Annotated in this window: 11 protein-coding genes; 1 reads left to right on the top strand and 10 read right to left on the bottom strand. The window is 51.2% G+C overall.

Annotation, left to right across the window (positions count from 1 at the left end; all coding sequences use genetic code 11):
• Positions 1–429: 429 nt before the first annotated feature.
• Together ACETK5_RS23580 and ACETK5_RS23575 are read right to left on the bottom strand one after the other, a co-directional pair.
• Positions 430–1,209 carry an alpha/beta fold hydrolase gene (locus tag ACETK5_RS23580; RefSeq protein WP_100540114.1) on the bottom strand — a complete coding sequence of 260 codons (780 nt, stop codon included), beginning with the start codon at positions 1,207–1,209 and terminating at the stop codon, positions 430–432.
• A 26-nt stretch (positions 1,210–1,235) separates the two neighbouring features.
• Positions 1,236–1,829 (bottom strand): TetR/AcrR family transcriptional regulator, encoded by a 594-nt coding sequence (locus tag ACETK5_RS23575; RefSeq protein ID WP_100540113.1) that lies wholly within the window; start codon positions 1,827–1,829, stop codon positions 1,236–1,238.
• A 270-nt stretch (positions 1,830–2,099) separates the two neighbouring features.
• On the opposite strand from ACETK5_RS23575, the gene lacZ reads away from it, so the two are divergent.
• Positions 2,100–5,219 (top strand): beta-galactosidase, LacZ type, encoded by a 3,120-nt coding sequence (gene lacZ, locus ACETK5_RS23570; RefSeq protein WP_394058185.1) that lies wholly within the window; start codon positions 2,100–2,102, stop codon positions 5,217–5,219.
• 150 nt (positions 5,220–5,369) lie between these two features.
• Here lacZ and ACETK5_RS23565 read toward each other — a convergent pair whose 3' ends face one another.
• The 8 genes from ACETK5_RS23565 to ACETK5_RS23530 form a co-directional block, all read right to left on the bottom strand.
• Positions 5,370–6,437 carry a hemolysin family protein gene (locus ACETK5_RS23565; protein ID WP_100540111.1) on the bottom strand — a complete coding sequence of 356 codons (1,068 nt, stop codon included), beginning with the start codon at positions 6,435–6,437 and terminating at the stop codon, positions 5,370–5,372.
• Between the two features lie 77 nt (positions 6,438–6,514).
• On the bottom strand, positions 6,515–7,813 hold the full coding sequence (locus ACETK5_RS23560) for a hemolysin family protein (RefSeq protein WP_394058182.1): 1,299 nt from the start codon (positions 7,811–7,813) through the stop codon (positions 6,515–6,517).
• A gap of 502 nt (positions 7,814–8,315) precedes the next feature.
• Positions 8,316–8,813 carry a pyridoxamine 5'-phosphate oxidase family protein gene (locus ACETK5_RS23555; protein ID WP_326112045.1) on the bottom strand — a complete coding sequence of 166 codons (498 nt, stop codon included), beginning with the start codon at positions 8,811–8,813 and terminating at the stop codon, positions 8,316–8,318.
• A 229-nt stretch (positions 8,814–9,042) separates the two neighbouring features.
• Positions 9,043–11,058: an alpha-L-arabinofuranosidase C-terminal domain-containing protein gene (locus ACETK5_RS23550; protein WP_394058180.1), complete on the bottom strand. Its 2,016-nt coding sequence runs from the start codon at positions 11,056–11,058 to the stop codon at positions 9,043–9,045.
• 51 nt (positions 11,059–11,109) lie between these two features.
• The gene (locus ACETK5_RS23545; RefSeq protein WP_394058178.1) at positions 11,110–12,003 is read right to left on the bottom strand and encodes a carbohydrate ABC transporter permease; all 894 of its coding nucleotides are present in this window, start codon (positions 12,001–12,003) and stop codon (positions 11,110–11,112) included.
• Positions 12,004–12,017: 14 nt separating this feature from the next.
• Positions 12,018–12,980: an ABC transporter permease gene (locus tag ACETK5_RS23540; RefSeq protein ID WP_394058176.1), complete on the bottom strand. Its 963-nt coding sequence runs from the start codon at positions 12,978–12,980 to the stop codon at positions 12,018–12,020.
• Between the two features lie 33 nt (positions 12,981–13,013).
• Positions 13,014–14,585: an extracellular solute-binding protein gene (locus ACETK5_RS23535; protein WP_394058174.1), complete on the bottom strand. Its 1,572-nt coding sequence runs from the start codon at positions 14,583–14,585 to the stop codon at positions 13,014–13,016.
• Between the two features lie 196 nt (positions 14,586–14,781).
• Entirely contained in the window at positions 14,782–16,425 is a 1,644-nt protein-coding gene (locus ACETK5_RS23530; RefSeq protein WP_394058172.1) for a response regulator, read from the bottom strand.
• Between the last annotated feature and the right edge of the window lie 7 nt (positions 16,426–16,432).

Raw genomic sequence — 16,432 nt, 5'->3', positions numbered from 1 at the left:
ATATGAAGTCTATGTGCTAATTGCATCCATAAGAAAAACATCCATCGATTTGCACTTCATAGAAGACAGACCGCGTTTAGATGAAGTTTTTCTTGTGATTATCGAATGGTTCAGCTTCGCTGAAAACGTACAATTTCAATAATCTAATAAAAAATCCGCGCTGCAGAAACAACGCGGATCCAAGACGCAAATAGGATAGTCTACCCAAGGCTTCCTTGATCTTCGCAGTTCTTAACTCCACCATATTTCCCCGAAGAATGCATCTTGAATGAAACCTAGCCTGTCTACGGCTATGTCAAGTCAAGCGTTCTTCCGACCTATGGTTCAAACAAAATTAAGAACAACAAATCTCTCCTTAAAGTAGGTTTTACATATTATACCTATCCCCAGATCAAAGCGTCAAGCTTTAAAGCCCCCTTCGGTATAAGTCTACAACGCGTTCTCCGTCAGAAATGAAGCGATGGCTTCATGGACTTCATCCGGATTATCCAAATTCGTTGCATGGTGAGCATTCCGGATGATTTTTAATCGCGAATTCGCAATTCTCTCCTGCATGTACTCCTGCTGCCTTCGGATCATCGTGTCGCTCTCTCCTTGAAGAAGCAAGGTTGGACAATGAATCTTATGCAGATCCTGCGTGCTGTCCATCCGGGTCACCGCATCCCATATCCGAACCCAGTTGGAATGCGGGATGGAACGAAAGGCTTTCTCTATATAAGCTTGATTGCCCTTGTTATACTTGGATAGCATTTTCCCCTGCATTTTTCCCGATAAGGACATCGGCATCAAATAACTTGACCAGCGATTCAGCGGCACGAACATTCGCTCATACCAATTGAACGCATTCGTGAACGGCGTACCGATCAGTACAAGGGCTGCGACCTTGTCTGGATGGCGAACGGCAGTCTGCAGCGAAATATGCCCGCCCAGGGACAGCCCGCAAAGAATCGCTTTTTCAATGCCCAGTCCGCTTAGCAAATCCGCCAGATCCCTGCTGAAATCCTCCGAATCCACTTTTCCGTCCGGCAAGGAAGACGAACCATGTCCCCGAACATCCCACACCACGGTTTGATACTGACGGGAGAAATAATCGACTTGCTGTCGCCATTGTTTATGATTCCATGAGGCCCCATGCGTAAAAACCAGCGGTTTTCCTTCTCCCTTTACTTCATAGTACAATTCGACTTCCCTTCCTTTGAAAATCGGCATAACGAATCCTCCTTGCTAAATTGAAATTATGACGTACCGACATTCAATAACGGATCGAATATCACCTGAAAGCACTCATCAAACAGTTCGTCCAACGCCCGGTTTGATTCTTTAATCCAGATCATCATGGCGCCGCTAATCGCGGCTTGCAGTACCCTGCTAACCATAGCGACGTCGCATCCAGCGATTTCTTTGTTCATAATCGCCTGGTTCAGCATCTGCCGGGTAAACTCATCGATCAGCTGCAGCCGGTACCGGGTCTTCTCCAACAAATCCGGATCATTCGTCCCTTCCAGATAGAAGGAAGTATGGTTAGCCAATTCAACAGGATCTTTCATATGTAAAACCGCATCCCGAAACACGGCCTTTAATGCATCAATTCTGGATTGATCGGTTAAGCTGGCCTCCTGAAAGGCATGCCTGGTTAATTCAATAACATAATCGCTGTAGGCCAGGAACAAATTCTTCTTCGAACCGAATCGCTTCATTAGGGCTGCCGGCGAAATATTCACTTCATGCGTGATGTCGGTTAATGCTGCTTGACCGTAGCCTTTTTTGCACAGTGCCCGGTAGACACCGTAGAAGATAGCCTCATCTTGGAATTCGCGAGGTCTTACCATAACGTAATCTCCTCTCTCCAGTTAGTGAATGATCATTTACTAACCATTGTTTCATAAACCTTCTCCAATGTAAACCGTGAAATGCCTGAAGGCGAACACGCACATCAAGATACGGCCTGACTCCTGTTCTGTTCACCTCTGCTGACCGCTCTCGTGTGTAATCCGGATGTCGTTTTTAATAGAAAAACGCAACTTCCTTATACTCTTGGACCGAATTAACCTCTATACTGACAGTAGAAGGAAACCATAATCTAGGAGGAGCTGAACACATTGCGTACCAAATTCATTTACCAGGCACCTGCAAACGGTTATCCCGAATGGAATAATAATCCGAATATTTATCAGCTAAACCGTCACAAAGCCCATGCTTACATGATGACGTTTCCGTCGGAGTCTGAGGCGTTGAACCATGCCCACTCCATGTCCCCTTGGTATCAGTCATTGAACGGGATATGGAAGTTTGCATTTGCCGAAACCCCTGACAAGCGCATCCAAAATTTCTACGAGGCCGACTATGATTCCGGCAGCTGGGCCGATATGCCCGTCCCTTCCCATTGGCAGCTTCAAGGCTATGACTATCCTCAATATACGAATGTTAGATACCCTTGGTCCGAATTGGAGCCTGAATTAAAAGCCCCCTTCGCGCCAACGAGATACAATCCCGTAGGCTCCTACATCCGTGAATTCACGGTACCGGACACATGGAAGGAACAGCCCGTTTATATTAGCTTCCAAGGTGTTGAATCCGCTTTCTATGTATGGGTGAACGGCGAGATGGTCGGATACAGCGAGGATACGTTTACGCCGGCCGAGTTCGACATTACCCCCTATCTGATCGAAGGCAAGAACAAATTGGCTGTTGAGGTTTACCGATGGTGCGACGCGAGCTGGCTGGAGGACCAGGATTTCTGGAGGCTTAGCGGGATCTTCCGCGAAGTCTACCTCTATTCCGTCCCTGCCATCCATATCTCCGATTTCTTCGTGCGCCCGGTTCTTGATGACGAATACCGGAATGCCGAGCTGCAGATCAATGCAACCGTTACGAATTACTTTAATGAAACCATCGATAAGGACAAGCTTCAGCTTGAGGCGCTTCTATACGATCAGGACCGTCAGCTGGTCAAGAAACAAGCACTCACCATAGCGGATTACATTATCGATGAGGGCAGCTTCACCCTGAGCATGGACGTTCCCGAGCCCCAAAAATGGAGCGCGGAATCACCTTATTTGTACACCGTCGTTCTGGCATTGAAGGATACGGACGGAGTTTGCCGCGGAGCCGTAAGCTGCCGCACGGGTTTCCGCCGCTTCGAGCTGAAGGACGGGCTGATGCGAATCAACGGTCAGCGCATTCTGTTCAAAGGCGTGAATCGGCATGAATTCTCCCCGGATACCGGGCGGGCGCTTAGCCGTGAAGACATGATCACCGATATTGAGCTGATGAAGACGCATAACATTAATGCGGTACGGACCTCCCATTACCCGAATCAATCCGTATGGTATGACCTCTGCGATGAATACGGTTTATATGTGATCGATGAGACGAATCTGGAGACGCACGGAACCTGGACGTATGGGCAGCAGGAGCTGGAAGAAACGGTGCCCGGCAGCAAGCTGGAGTGGCGCGACAACGTATTGGACCGCTGCAATTCGATGTTTCAACGGGACAAGAATCACCCCTCGGTCATCATCTGGTCGCTTGGCAATGAATCGTTCGGAGGCGACAACTTCATTGCGATGCACGATTTTCTGAAGGAGGCCGATCCGTCGCGGCTGGTTCATTACGAGGGAATCTTTCATTACAGGGCGTCCGAAGCGGCCAGCGACATGGAATCCACCATGTATGCAAAACCGCAGGACGTAGAGAAGTATGCCAACAGCAACCCGGACAAGCCTTATATCATTTGCGAGTACAGTCACGCGATGGGCAATTCCTGCGGCGGGCTTCACCTGTATTGGGAGCTGTTTGAGAGGTACGACATTTTGCAGGGGGCTTTTATATGGGACTGGATCGATCAAGCGATCCGCACCCAAACGGCGGACGGAATCGAATATTTGGCGTACGGCGGGGACTTCAACGAAACGCCGCATGACGGCAACTTCAGCGGAAACGGCCTGATCTTCGCGGACCGCAGCAAAACCCCCAAGCTGGACGAAGTAAAAAAATGCTACCAGAACGTCAAGTTTGAATGTTTGGACCCTGCCGCAGGCCGGATTCGGGTCAGCAACCGTTTCTTGTTTACCAATCTCGATTCGTATCTTGTAAAATGGGAGATCCAACTGAACGGAGAAGAAAGCCAATCCGGCACGCTCCAGCTCTCGCTCCAGCCCGGTGACCATTCCGAAATCAAGATTCCGTATTCCCCTATCGAGGACGATGGAAAAGAAGCGATTCTCACCGTCTCCCTCGTTCGGAAGGAGAGCACCAAGTGGGCACCAGCGGGGCATGAAGAGGCTTGGGAGCAGTTCGCGCTAACGACCTATATAGCGGCGAACCAACCGGAAACAGACACTCTTGCAAACGCGCAGGCTCTGGAAGTTACCGAGTCGGATGAAGAGCTTCTCATCTCGGGCCCTGCCGTTTCGTTACGCTTCCACCTTGGCACCGGCGATCTGACATCTTACGCGCAATCCGGCAAGGAATACCTGCTCGCACCGGCCAGACCGAATTTCTGGCGGGCCGTCACCGATAACGATCTGGGCAACCGGCTCCCCGAACGCTGCGGCGTATGGAGAACGGCCCATGATCAGCGGAAGCTGCTGGCTCTGCGCTGGCATACGGAAGGTCCTGCCGTCGTGGTCTCCAGTCACTATCAGATTGAGACCCATCCCGTATCCGGCTTGACTCTGGAGTATCGAATCTTCCCGGATGGGACCATCCGCGTGCAAGAAACCTTTGTCCCGGGCAGCGGCTTGCCAGACATTCCGGAAATCGGCATGCTGTTCTTGCTGGATGAAAGTCTCGATATGCTCAGCTGGTATGGGCGGGGGCCGCATGATAATTATTGGGACCGGAAGTCGGGGGCCAAAATCGGTCGATACACAGGAAAAGCAGCCGATCAGTTCGTTCCTTATCTAAGACCTCAAGAATGCGGGAACAAAACGGATGTCCGCTTCGCGAGTCTCACCGAAGGGAGCAGCGGGGAAGGTCTACGATTCGAAAGCTCCTCCCTCATGGAGGTATGCGCCCTGCCGTGGACGCCGGATGAACTCGAGGGCAGCGACCATATGTACAAGCTCCCGCCAAGCGATAAAACCGTCCTCCGCATTAACTATAAGCAAATGGGCGTGGGCGGTGACGACAGCTGGGGAGCGCCGATCCACGAAGAATTTACGCTGCCTTCCAACCGTACGTACAGCTTCGGCTTTACGATGGGGGCAGCACGCTAAAACCCCTCTATAAAACAAATACAAAGAGCAGCTTCTAAGATTAGAAGCTGCTCTTTCCATGATTCAAGATCATGCTCTCTCGCCACCGGATGGGTAGCTAAAGAGCATTTTCATATTCTTAGATCGTGCTCGATGCTAGTTCTCCATCGCTTAGGCCTGTGCACCCTGCAGCTCGTGACGATCCGATTCGTCCCGAATGTCGCCCACGATCTCCTCCAGGATATCCTCCATCGTCACCAGCCCGATCGCCGCGCCGGATTCGTTCGCGACAACGGCCATATGCACGCGGATTTGCTGCATCTTGATCAGGACGTCCTTGATCGAAGACGATTCCGGAAAACGCGGCATGTCATGAATAAAGTCATTCACGCTGCAGTTTCTTCCGGCCGCTATGCCCGTCAGCATCTCCTTGGTATGGATAAACCCGATGAAATCCTCCGTGCGTCCCGCTTCCGTCACCGGGTAACGGGTATAGTCGTACTCCCCGAGAACTTCCAGGATATTGGCAAGGGGCCACCCTCGTTCTACCGTGACGATGCGATCTCTCGGGACCATGATTTCCCGCAAGGTGCGCTCCTCAAAAGCAAATATATTGGTCAAATACCCCATCTCGGTTTGGTTAATTTCGCCGCTCTCGTAACTCTGATCCACGATCCACTTCAATTCCTCTTCGGAATGGACCGTTTCATGCCCTGCGGGCTTTACGCCGAATAATCGAAGCAGCAGACGCGAAGCTCCATTCAGTGCATAGATAAACGGATACATGATCTTCCCAAACCAATACAAGGGAGGTGCCAGCAGCAACGTCATTTTCTCGGCAAATTGGATCGCTAGTGTTTTAGGTGCCAGTTCCCCGATGACAACGTGCAGGAACGTAATGATCCCAAGGGCAATGGCATAAGAGAGTACCGTTGCCACCGCCGCCGGCACGTCGAATCGTTCAAACAGCGGGTGCAGCATTCTTTCGACGGTCGGTTCGCCCAGCGCGCCGAGCACGAGGGCCGTAATAGTGATTCCAAGCTGGCAAGCGGACAAGTAGTAATCCAGCTCATGGGCTACCTTCCTGGCCGTGACCGCCCGTTTATTCCCCTCTGCGATCAATTGATCGATCTGGGACAGCCGCACCTTCAATATGGCGAATTCGGCGCCCACGAAAAATGCAGTCAGTCCTATAAACACGGCTACCAAAAATAAATTTAACACGATTATTCCGTCCAATGATTTCCCTCTGGCGAGGGATTCACCTCCAAAAAAGTTATGGTCTGAATGTGCACGGGGTCACGCTATGCCCTTGATCACCCGTGTCTGAGAATGACGTGTTTGATCTGGAAATTGTCCGTTTCGGCTACAGCCCATACATGCTCGCCATGCTGGATCTCATCGCCGTCTTGAGCCGTCGTGCCTTTCTGATACTGTATCCAGCCGCCGATCGTATCCATCTCCTCGTTATCCTCGAATACCAAGCCGAAGCGCTTCTCAAGCTCCTCCAAGAGAACCCGTCCGCTTATCAGGTATTCGCGTTCACCGATCATGCGGATATCCGCTACTTCATCTTCATCGAATTCGTCACGAATTTCCCCGACGATCTCTTCCAAGATATCCTCCAGGGTCAGAATCCCCGCCGTACCGCCGTATTCATCAATCACCAAAGCCATATGCATCTGCTCCTGCTGCATCTTCAGCATGGCATCCTGGATCGGCGTAATTTCAAGGACGACCGGGAGATCCCGAACGAATTCTTCCAGCTTGCGGTCTCGTCCGGCCACGATGTGGGGCAGCATCTTTTTCACGTTGACGACGCCAACCACCCGATCCTTGCTGCCATCCTCGATGACAGGATACCGCGTATAGTTGTGCTCATCCAGGATACGGACGATGTCCGGGTGTTTCATGCCTTTATCCAGGGTGATCAGATCCGTTCTCGGTACCATAATGTCTTTGGCCACACGCTCATCAAACGAAAATACGTTTTCCATGTAAGCCAGCTTGGTCTCATTGATCTCGCCGCCCTGAAAGCTCTGTGCCATGACAATGCGCAGTTCCTCTTCCGAGTAGGCCTGCTCATGCGGCGCAGGTTTCACGCCGAACAAACGAAGCAGCACGCGCGAGGCTCCATTTAACGCCCAAATGAACGGATACATCAGCTTTCCGAACCAATACAGCGGGGCTGCAAGGAGCAGCGTCATCTTTTCCGAGAATTGAATAGCCAAGGTCTTGGGCGCCATCTCCCCCACCACGACATGCAAAAAGGTCACGAGAATGAACGCAATGGCGTAAGAGGCAATCGAGGCCGTTGAAGCCGATACGTCAAACCAATCGAATACCGGGTACATGAAACGTTCAACGGCCGGCTTGCCGATGGCCCCGAGCCCGAGCGCCGTCACTGTAATGCCGAGCTGGCAGGCCGAGAGATAGTAATCAAGATCCCCGGCTACCTTTTTGGCAACAACCGCCTTTTTGTTTCCTTCCGTTATCAATTGATCGATCCGCGACATGCGGATTTTAACGACAGCAAACTCGGACGCTACGAAAAAAGCGGTCAACGCTATCAGTATGGCAAGTATGATTAAATTAGTGATGGTAATAATGTCCAATGATTTCCCTCTTCAGAGGGATTCACCTCCAGATTGAATTAAAGGCCATAGGTTATGCATCTGAACAGGTCATGTCTATATACGATATTTCCATGAAAAAGAGGTAGTTCGCTGAAAATATTACCGCCTAATTCCGCAATTTGATCCATTTGCAATAACGCCTTCCCAATGTACTACCTCCTCTCCTGGAATCTATTTTTCATATTTATGAAAAAATTATATCATGGCAGCACTCAAACCATCCAGTTGCACGTTATGGTTTGAGGGAGGATTCCAGCACGAATTCACATAATTCTCACTTGTTTGATGAGGTATATTCCTACGTGGTACTAAATATGCCCTGTTATGTATTAAAATGTACGCTTCATCTATTGTTCATCCATTCATAACCATAATGGCATTCGCCTGGTGGGATCCGTGCAGGCTGGTTCAACTTACAGGAAAAAACCGCAGGATCGTGACTGGATCCTGCGGTTTTTCCATCATCTTGTTACGTATTTCGTTATCCATGGAGATCTACGGTTTTGTTTATATCCGAGTCACCCTTCGGCTCTTGGCCCACCATTTTCTTGAAGAAGGCTTTGACCGTTTTCGTTTTGTTTCCGGTTTCCCAATACTCCGCAGTATCTGTATCCACCTTGATCAGAATCATGTTGGGATCGTCGTAGGACGTTTGCAGAAACTTCTCATATGCCGCATTCCAAAGCGCCTTTTTCCGCTCAAGGTCATCCACGACTTCGGCCGTTCCCCGAATCGATACATAGGATTTGCCGACATAAGCGACATTGACGTTGGGATTGGCCATAATTTCTTGATATTTGCTGGTATCCCTCTTCGTTAAGAACCACAAATCGCCGTCGAATTCGATATCCTGCGTTTGCATCGGTCTGGAATTGATCCCGCCCTCCGATATCGTGGAGAACATCGCCGTTTCGATATCCTTGATAATATCCTTCACGGTCTCGACCGCTTCCTGGTTCACTACGGTTTCGTTTGACATCTCAATCACCCCATCCTTGTGTTTAGTCTCTATTTACACTTCCCCAAAATAAGTTAAACGATGAATCATGTAAGACTCCGTTTTTCTTTGCAGGCTCATTCACTCATGACTTTATGTAGAACCTGAACCATCGCCTGCGCCAAAAAAGCCGAAACTACCAGCGCAGTCCGACTTTTTTGGTGCAACGATTTGTTATGGAGCTTACATCATTCCTCTGTACCTTCCGCCACTATACACTCGCTTTGAATTCAAGCGCGTAAACGGATGAAGGCCTCAAGTTGTAACCTTGGCGCCATGCCTCTGCCGGCACCCTGCTTTCTTTGCACACAATATGATCCGGCTGGAATACGGAGTTAATATCATCGTAAGAATTGCCGGTGATTTCATAAAGAATCGTTTCCCCGGAAGCCTCGAAGGCCTGCAAATCCAGTACGGCCTTTACCTCCTCCAGACTTCGATTCACGATAAATACGGTGAGTTTGCCGCCGTCGCCATTCGTCCCGGCCGCAACGTCCAGGTCCGGAAGCGCATCAAGCTCCATCGGCGTCTTCTTGCTTGATGCCACGGAGAAAGTTTCGCATTCCGCTTGGACGGGGAGAATACGCCGAACATCCCGATTCGCGTAAAGCTTTAACACTTCATAGGTCGGCGTCCCGTATATCGTGAGCGGAAGCCCGCTCCATCCGGGCTCCTTGCCGCAATACTGATCCGCATAGTAGTCCCCGACCCGGATGCATCCTCCGAGCCAGCCATTAACAAGATCGGAGAAGCTGCCGATATGCACCATGTCGCTGCAGCGAATCATTTCGTTTAGGTTGGCGGCATTAGCCACCGCGGCTCCTAACGTGTGCTCGTTCGGCAGCCCTTTTCGCACCGTATTCGGATAGTACATCGTGTTATATTCGGTGATCGCCAGCTTTACGTGGTTGTGCTTCGCCTTGGACTCAATCAGCTCCGTCGTCTGCCGGATATGGTGCCGGGTCCACTCGGGATAAGAGGCAATCGCCTTATAGCGTTCCTCCGCCGGCGTTTCGCGGTTCATGCCGAAAGGTCCGTAGCCGTGATACAAATGCAGTGTCAAATAATCCATATACTCGCCTGCCAGGTCCAACACGGTCCGGTTCCATTCCTGGTCGTAATGACCGCAGGCCAGCAGCACGATGGAAGCGTCCGCCTCCTTCATGGCCTTGGCAAACGATATCGTCCGCTCGCCAAACCGTTCTGCTGTACAAGTGCCGACCTGCCATTGGCCCCATACTTCGTTACCGATTTCCCAATACTTGACGTTATACGGCTCAGGGAAGCCGTTTTGGGCACGTAAAGCCCCCATCGGCGTATCCGCGCTTCCGTTGCAGTATTCGATCCACTGTGCGGCTTCTTCAGGGGTACCCGATCCGTCGTTCACGCAAATCAGGGGCTCCACCTGCAGCTCGCGGCAAAAGCGGATGAATTCGTCCGTGCCGAAATATTTGCTGGTCCATCCTCCCCAAGCCTCGTTGTACATGACCGGTCTCTCCAGGACCGGGCCGATGCCATGCTCCCAATGGTAAGCGCTGATATAATTGCCTGCGAGCCTCATCATGCCCGCATTCAGCTCTCTTGTCATCTCGATCACTTCACGCTTCACCATGGCGATGCTATCGTTCGGCAGCAGGGACACGTGATCGATCCAGAGCATGCCGGTGGATACGTGGTCGATCCACCTTGGATGCTCGGCCGGAACATACACCCGGATCTCGGCATCGCTGCAAGCGCGTGTTATGGAGAGCTCTCCCTCGTATTCCTGCCAGTTGTGGCTGCCCAGCTCTATGCGAAGCTGTCCAAGCGTTTCTTCCGTGCGCCGGTCCACGGCATCGACCGTTACGTATTGAAGCTCAATGGAAGCGCGGGCAACAAGCCGGACCGTATACTTCATCGGACCCTTTAATGCCGCTTTCTGCGCAATGCCGGCATAGGCTTCGTCATCGCTCAGGATGCGGATGCGCTGGGCGCGTCCCGAATGTCGGGGTGCCGGGGCTTCCATCGCGTACCCGGTGTTTCGCCCGTTGGTATAGGCGCGCCAGCTTCCCGATACCGGTGTCTTCGTTTCTGCATCGCTTTCAAAATCCATGTCCTTCAGCGGAAACGCGAGCATCGCCTCCATATGGTCCCGGATATCCTCCACAAAATGACCGAACAGATACGGATTAATCTCATGCTCGCTCTTGCGGCTGCAATCAATGGTGATCGTTGCGTTCGTATTCAAGAATATAACCTCCCATGGAATTTTAGGCTGAGCCGTGCAATCATGTCGGCATCACCCTTTAATCGAGCCAATCATGACGCCTTTAACGAAATGCCGCTGCACGAACGGATACATCAGCAGTACAGGTAAACTGGAGACGATAATGACCGCGTATTTGATGCTTTCGGCAAGCAAAATTTTATCCTCCAGTCCAACGCTGCCGTCCACGGCATCGGATTGGCTGATCAGCAGAATTTCGCGCAGCACCAACTGAAGCGGGTGCAGATCTTCGTTTCGGATGTATATGAGTGCATTAAAGAACGAATTCCAGTGGCCGACCGCATAGAACAACACCATGACGGCCAGGATCGGCTTGGATAGAGGCAGAATGATACTGAAAAGCAGCCTCCAATTGGAGCAGCCGTCGATATGGGCGGCCTCCTGCAGCTCCCAGGGAATACTCGATTGGAAATAGGTCCTCATCACGATCAGATTGTAAGTCGCAATGGCGCCGGGGACAATCAACGCCCACATCGTATCGACCATTCCCAAATCCTTGACCAGCAGATACGTTGGAATCAAGCCCCCGCTGAAGAACATCGTCAGCGTGATAAACACCATGATCGCATTACGCCCCGGAAGGTCAGGCCTCGATAGCGGGTAGGCCGCCAAAATCGTCATCACAATATTCATCACTGTGCCAACGATCGTATAGAAAATCGTGTTGCGATATCCCGTCCAAATCTTTTCGTTCTGCAAAATATTCGTGTAAGCATCCAGCGTTACGCTTTTCGGCAGCAGCCAAACCTCGCCGTTCAATACCCTTGCCGGATCACTGAACGACGCGCTGACAATAAAAATCAACGGGTACAGCACAATGACGATAATGATCGCGGCGATCGCGTATATGATGACATCGAATACCCGTTCATTCGCGGCCTCTTTTACTGTCGACGGCTTGGACATGGCACGTCCCCCCTTTACCATAAGCTTGTCTCCGACGTCTTGCGCGCAACCCGGTTCACGAACAGCAGCAGGATCAGATTGATGACCGAATTAAACAGCCCGATTGCTGCCGTGTAGCTGTATTCTCCCTTTAAAATGCCTGTCGTGTAGACAAACGTGGAAATGACGTCGCTCGATTCCAGATTCAAGTTGTTCTGCATCAACAATATTTTCTCAAAGCCAATGTTCATGAAATGGCCGATATCCAAAATAAGCAAAATGATAACGACAGGCGCGATTCCCGGCAAAGAGATATGCCAGATGCGCCGCAGCCTCGACGCCCCGTCCATCTTGGCCGCCTCGTAGAGCTGCGGGTTCACCCCGCTGAGCGCCGCAATATAGATAATGGACTGCCACCCCATGTTCTGCCATATGTTAGAGCCGATAAAGATGGTCTTGAACCAGCCGGCTTCCTCAAGAAAACGAATCGGCGTACCGCCGACGGCCTCGATCAGCAGATTGATCGGACCGCTATTGGGCGAGAGGAACACGTTCAGAATGCCCACGATCACGACCACCGAAATAAAATGCGGAATGTACGTAATGTTCTGCAGCCATTTGCTGAAAGTCTTGTTGCGTATTTCATTGATGATCAACGCCAGCAAGATCGGAATCGGGAAGGCGATCAACAAGGAAAACAAATTGATGGACAGCGTATTCCACAGCAGCCGCCAAAAATAATACGAATCAAAGAAGCGTTCGAAATGCCCGAAGCCCTCCCAGCTGCTGCCGAGGATACCTTTTGCCGGATTAAAATTTTTAAACGCGATTTGCAGCCCGTACAACGGACCATAATGAAAGACCAGATACCAGATGATTGGCAGAAGCAGCATGAGATACAGGTCATATCGCTTGGCCATTTGCCTTAAAAGGCGGGAACCCCGCCTCGAATCGCTTCGAGGCAGAGCCATTGATGTATCAGCTTTGACACGCTTCATGGGCATCCACTCCTTATCCATGATGTTGCAGCATTATTTCTGCATCTTGTCATAGGCATCCTGATATAATTTCTCCAACTCGTCTACTTTCATCTTCTTGAGCGTGGATTCGAATTCTCCCCACTTGTCAAAGCTAAGCGCGCCAACAATGAATTTCGTGCTTTGCTCTTCATAATATTTGTCGATGTCGTTGCGCAGAATGTTGACCTGCTGCGCGGTTTGCTCGTCAAACATCGGAGCCGCATAACGAACCTTCGGCATGAACGGATCCAGCTTCTGCTGCGCCTCCTGTACCTGCGGCGGATTGATGAAAGAAGCAACCTGCTCACTGATGAGATGAGGTGCCCCTCCCCCGGCGTAAGGCGTGATTTTGGCCTGATTGCTGATATCCTTCAGGAAATCTTCTGTATAGAACGGAATCCCGTCCTTGAGTTCATAATGTTCCCCTTCCCTGCCGAACCTCAGAAGTGTCGATCCTTCGTCGCTATAGAAATAGTCGATCCAGCGCATCGTGACTTCCGGGTATTTATTAATGGACGTGATGGCAAAGGCTCCAAAATCCCGCGCAATCGGCAAGGCCTGGCTCTGCATCCGATCTCCGTTCGGGCCGGCCGGAGGCGCAATTCCGGTATATTGGTCCTGGATCGACAAGAAGTTATTGTTGGTCTGGTCAAAGAAGAATCCTGCATTTCCCGACCCCTGCTTGGCCAAATATTGCGCTTCGGTGTGCGAGAATATCTCAGGGTCCAAAAGCTTTTCCTTGTAAAGCTTGTTCAAATACATCAGCATCTCTTTATTCTTGTCGCTCCCCATCCAGATGCTCACTTTGTCATTTTCGATATTGATGTTATATCCGAGCTGCGTATCCAGACCGAATGAGCCGCTCATCGCGGCAACGACCGCCAATCCGACTCGGGCCGTCATCGGAATTTCATCCTGCTTCCCGTTGCCGTTCGGGTCCCCGTCGCGGAAGGCAAGCAGCACCTCGTACAGTTCGTCCGTCGTCTCCGGCACCTCCAGATTCAGCTTCTCCAGCCACATCTGGTTGATCCATTTCTTATCCGTCCGCGCCGCGCCCAGCGTTACAATGCCCGGAACCGCATAAATATGCCCCTCCGGCGTCGTGATGCCTGAGCGAATTTCGGGATATTGCTCCATCAAATTTTTTAAATTCGGCGCATATTCATCGATAAGGCCTTCCAGCGGAATCAACTGGCCTGCCGATCCGTAGCGAACGGCTTCCAGCGGCGATAGGCCGGAACGGAACAAGGCATCCGGCAGCTCGTTGGAGGCAAACAACAGATTTTTCTTCTCTTGGAAACCGTCCGTGGGCGCTTCAATGAATTCGACCTTCACATTGCTTAATTTCTCGTAATCCTGAAACACCGGCATCTCTTTGAACGGACCGTTCACGGGTGCAATCCGGGTGAACATCTTGAGATCCACGGGCTGCTCTACAATCGGAAACCCTGTAGCATGAACGACATTCTCTGTACCTTCGGGCGCAGCTTCTTTCCTCGAACCTCCATCGGAACTGCATCCGGCCAGCATCAAGCTGGAAGCGAGCATCGTGATGACCGCGTTTCTTCCCCAGCGTTTACGCATAAATAAGCGACCCCCATATCTCTTCATTCACCAAGCGCGTTTGTAAGCGTTTACCGCCTGGTGTGTGATTATTATAATCCACCCTTCAAGACGGCCCATTACAAAAATATGACCATTTACTCCACATATTTTACGGTTCTTGAAAGGCGGGTTCCCTGCACGGTCTCCTGCCGATCCGAATACTGGGTTTTTTAGCCTATCCTCTTCCCAAGCGGTTCAAATACTCCTGCGGGGTTACCCCCGTTATTTCCTTGAATACTTTGAAAAAATAGTTATGGGTCGTAAAACCCACTTGATTGCTGATTTCCTTGATCGAGTATTTGCCGCTCTCCAGCAGCTTCCGCCCTGCATCGATCCGTACCCGATTCAGATACTCCGAGAACGTCCGCTGCGTCTCCTCCTTGAAGATTCTGCTTAAATACGAAGAGTTCAGGCCGATTGCGCCGGCGGCAAGCTCCAGCGTGACATAACCCGGATACCTCTCCAGAATAAAATGAACGGCCTGCGTGACATGCCGGGAATACGGACCCGCTGCACGGTGCTGCTTCAGCAGGCCAAGCAAGCCCGCATAGTAGGATTGCAGCCATAACACTAACTCCCCAACACTGCCGATTCTTCCGAGCTCGCTTCTTGAAGGAAGCTTCTCCTTCGCATTTTCCGCAGATGGCATCCATGTCTTCCATGCCTTATCCCCGGTTAACATGAGCTCGCTGACGATCATCTGGACCGTATGCGAATGGATCGGCAGATGGCGGATCGAAGCAAAGATGGAGGAGATTAACCCGTGCACGTCTTCGACGTCCAGCCTCTCAATCGAAAGCAGAAGCTGTTTGTGTTCCTCGATCGTCAAAGATACGCGCTGAGGGTTTCCGCCAGCAAGTCCGCCGGCCCGGCCCGGTATTCTTGGAGCGGCACTGCTTCCGGTCGACTCCGCCGTGGAAGCATCGAGCACCCGCTCAGCGGAGCTATAACTTGAGCCGAGTTGAGACAAGCTGGTGCAGACATGTCCGACGGAGACCACGCATTTTAAATTAAGGAACAGCTCAATCGCATGCTGAAGCTTTCTCATCTGTCCGGCTATCTCGTTCTTTATGGCATGTTCGCTCCGCTCCTCGAACGCAAACACGACAATAAACCTTCCATCCTCCACGTAAGCCGCCGTCCGCTCCTGAATATCGCCCAAACTCTGCTGCATGATATCGACTACCTGCTGAACCAGTCGGTTCGTTTGCACGTCGCTGTATGACTCCGTCAGCAGCAGGAACGGAACAATCTGCACAGCCGCTGCCGCATAGCTTAACGCGTGGGTGTACAGGCTATTTTTTTGTGAAAAAGCCTCAACCTCCATGGTTGCATCCTTCCGCCCGCTAGCGAGATACACGATATAATCGCGAATCAGCACGGGATTCAGCCTCTCGGCCACGGCCTCGTGAGCCATGCGTTCATCCAGCAACCGATCCTCCTGCCGCAACTCCAGTACCGCTTTGTTCAACAGGGTGACCAGCGCTGCACCGTCCAGCCGATGCTTCAACAGATAATCGATGGAGCCGTTCTTCAGACACTCCCGCACGTAGTCATAATCATCATAGCTGCTGAGCATAATCGTCTGAATAAGTGGAAACCGTTCTTTAATCGCCCGGTTGAGCTCTACGCCGTTCATTTCGGGCATATTCACGTCAATAATCGCAATATGTGGGGGAGACTGCTCAATCATGGCTAAGGCCATTAATCCGTTATGCGCTTGGCCGCATAATTCGAATCCATGCTCATTCCAGTCCAATAACGTTCGCAGATCATGCCGCACGAGCGGCTCATCATCAACGAGCAGCACTTGAAACATGGCTTTA

Source organism: Paenibacillus ilasis (genome assembly GCF_043195395.1).
Taxonomy (GTDB): domain Bacteria; phylum Bacillota; class Bacilli; order Paenibacillales; family Paenibacillaceae; genus Paenibacillus_AQ; species Paenibacillus_AQ lautus.
The sequence above is the reverse complement of the archived record's forward strand: the minus strand, read 5'-3'. Positions and strand labels throughout refer to the sequence as shown.

Excerpts from the sequence above, each read along its gene's own strand:
- ACETK5_RS23580 (WP_100540114.1), bottom strand. The coding sequence starts at position 1,209 with ATGCCGATTTTCAAAGGAAGGGAAGTCGAATTGTACTATGAAGTAAAG.
- ACETK5_RS23575 (WP_100540113.1), bottom strand. The coding sequence starts at position 1,829 with ATGGTAAGACCTCGCGAATTCCAAGATGAGGCTATCTTCTACGGTGTC.
- ACETK5_RS23555 (WP_326112045.1), bottom strand. The coding sequence starts at position 8,813 with ATGTCAAACGAAACCGTAGTGAACCAGGAAGCGGTCGAGACCGTGAAG.
- ACETK5_RS23545 (WP_394058178.1), bottom strand. The coding sequence starts at position 12,003 with ATGTCCAAGCCGTCGACAGTAAAAGAGGCCGCGAATGAACGGGTATTC.
- ACETK5_RS23540 (WP_394058176.1), bottom strand. The coding sequence starts at position 12,980 with ATGAAGCGTGTCAAAGCTGATACATCAATGGCTCTGCCTCGAAGCGAT.
- ACETK5_RS23535 (WP_394058174.1), bottom strand. The coding sequence starts at position 14,585 with ATGCGTAAACGCTGGGGAAGAAACGCGGTCATCACGATGCTCGCTTCC.
- ACETK5_RS23530 (WP_394058172.1), bottom strand. The coding sequence starts at position 16,425 with ATGTTTCAAGTGCTGCTCGTTGATGATGAGCCGCTCGTGCGGCATGAT.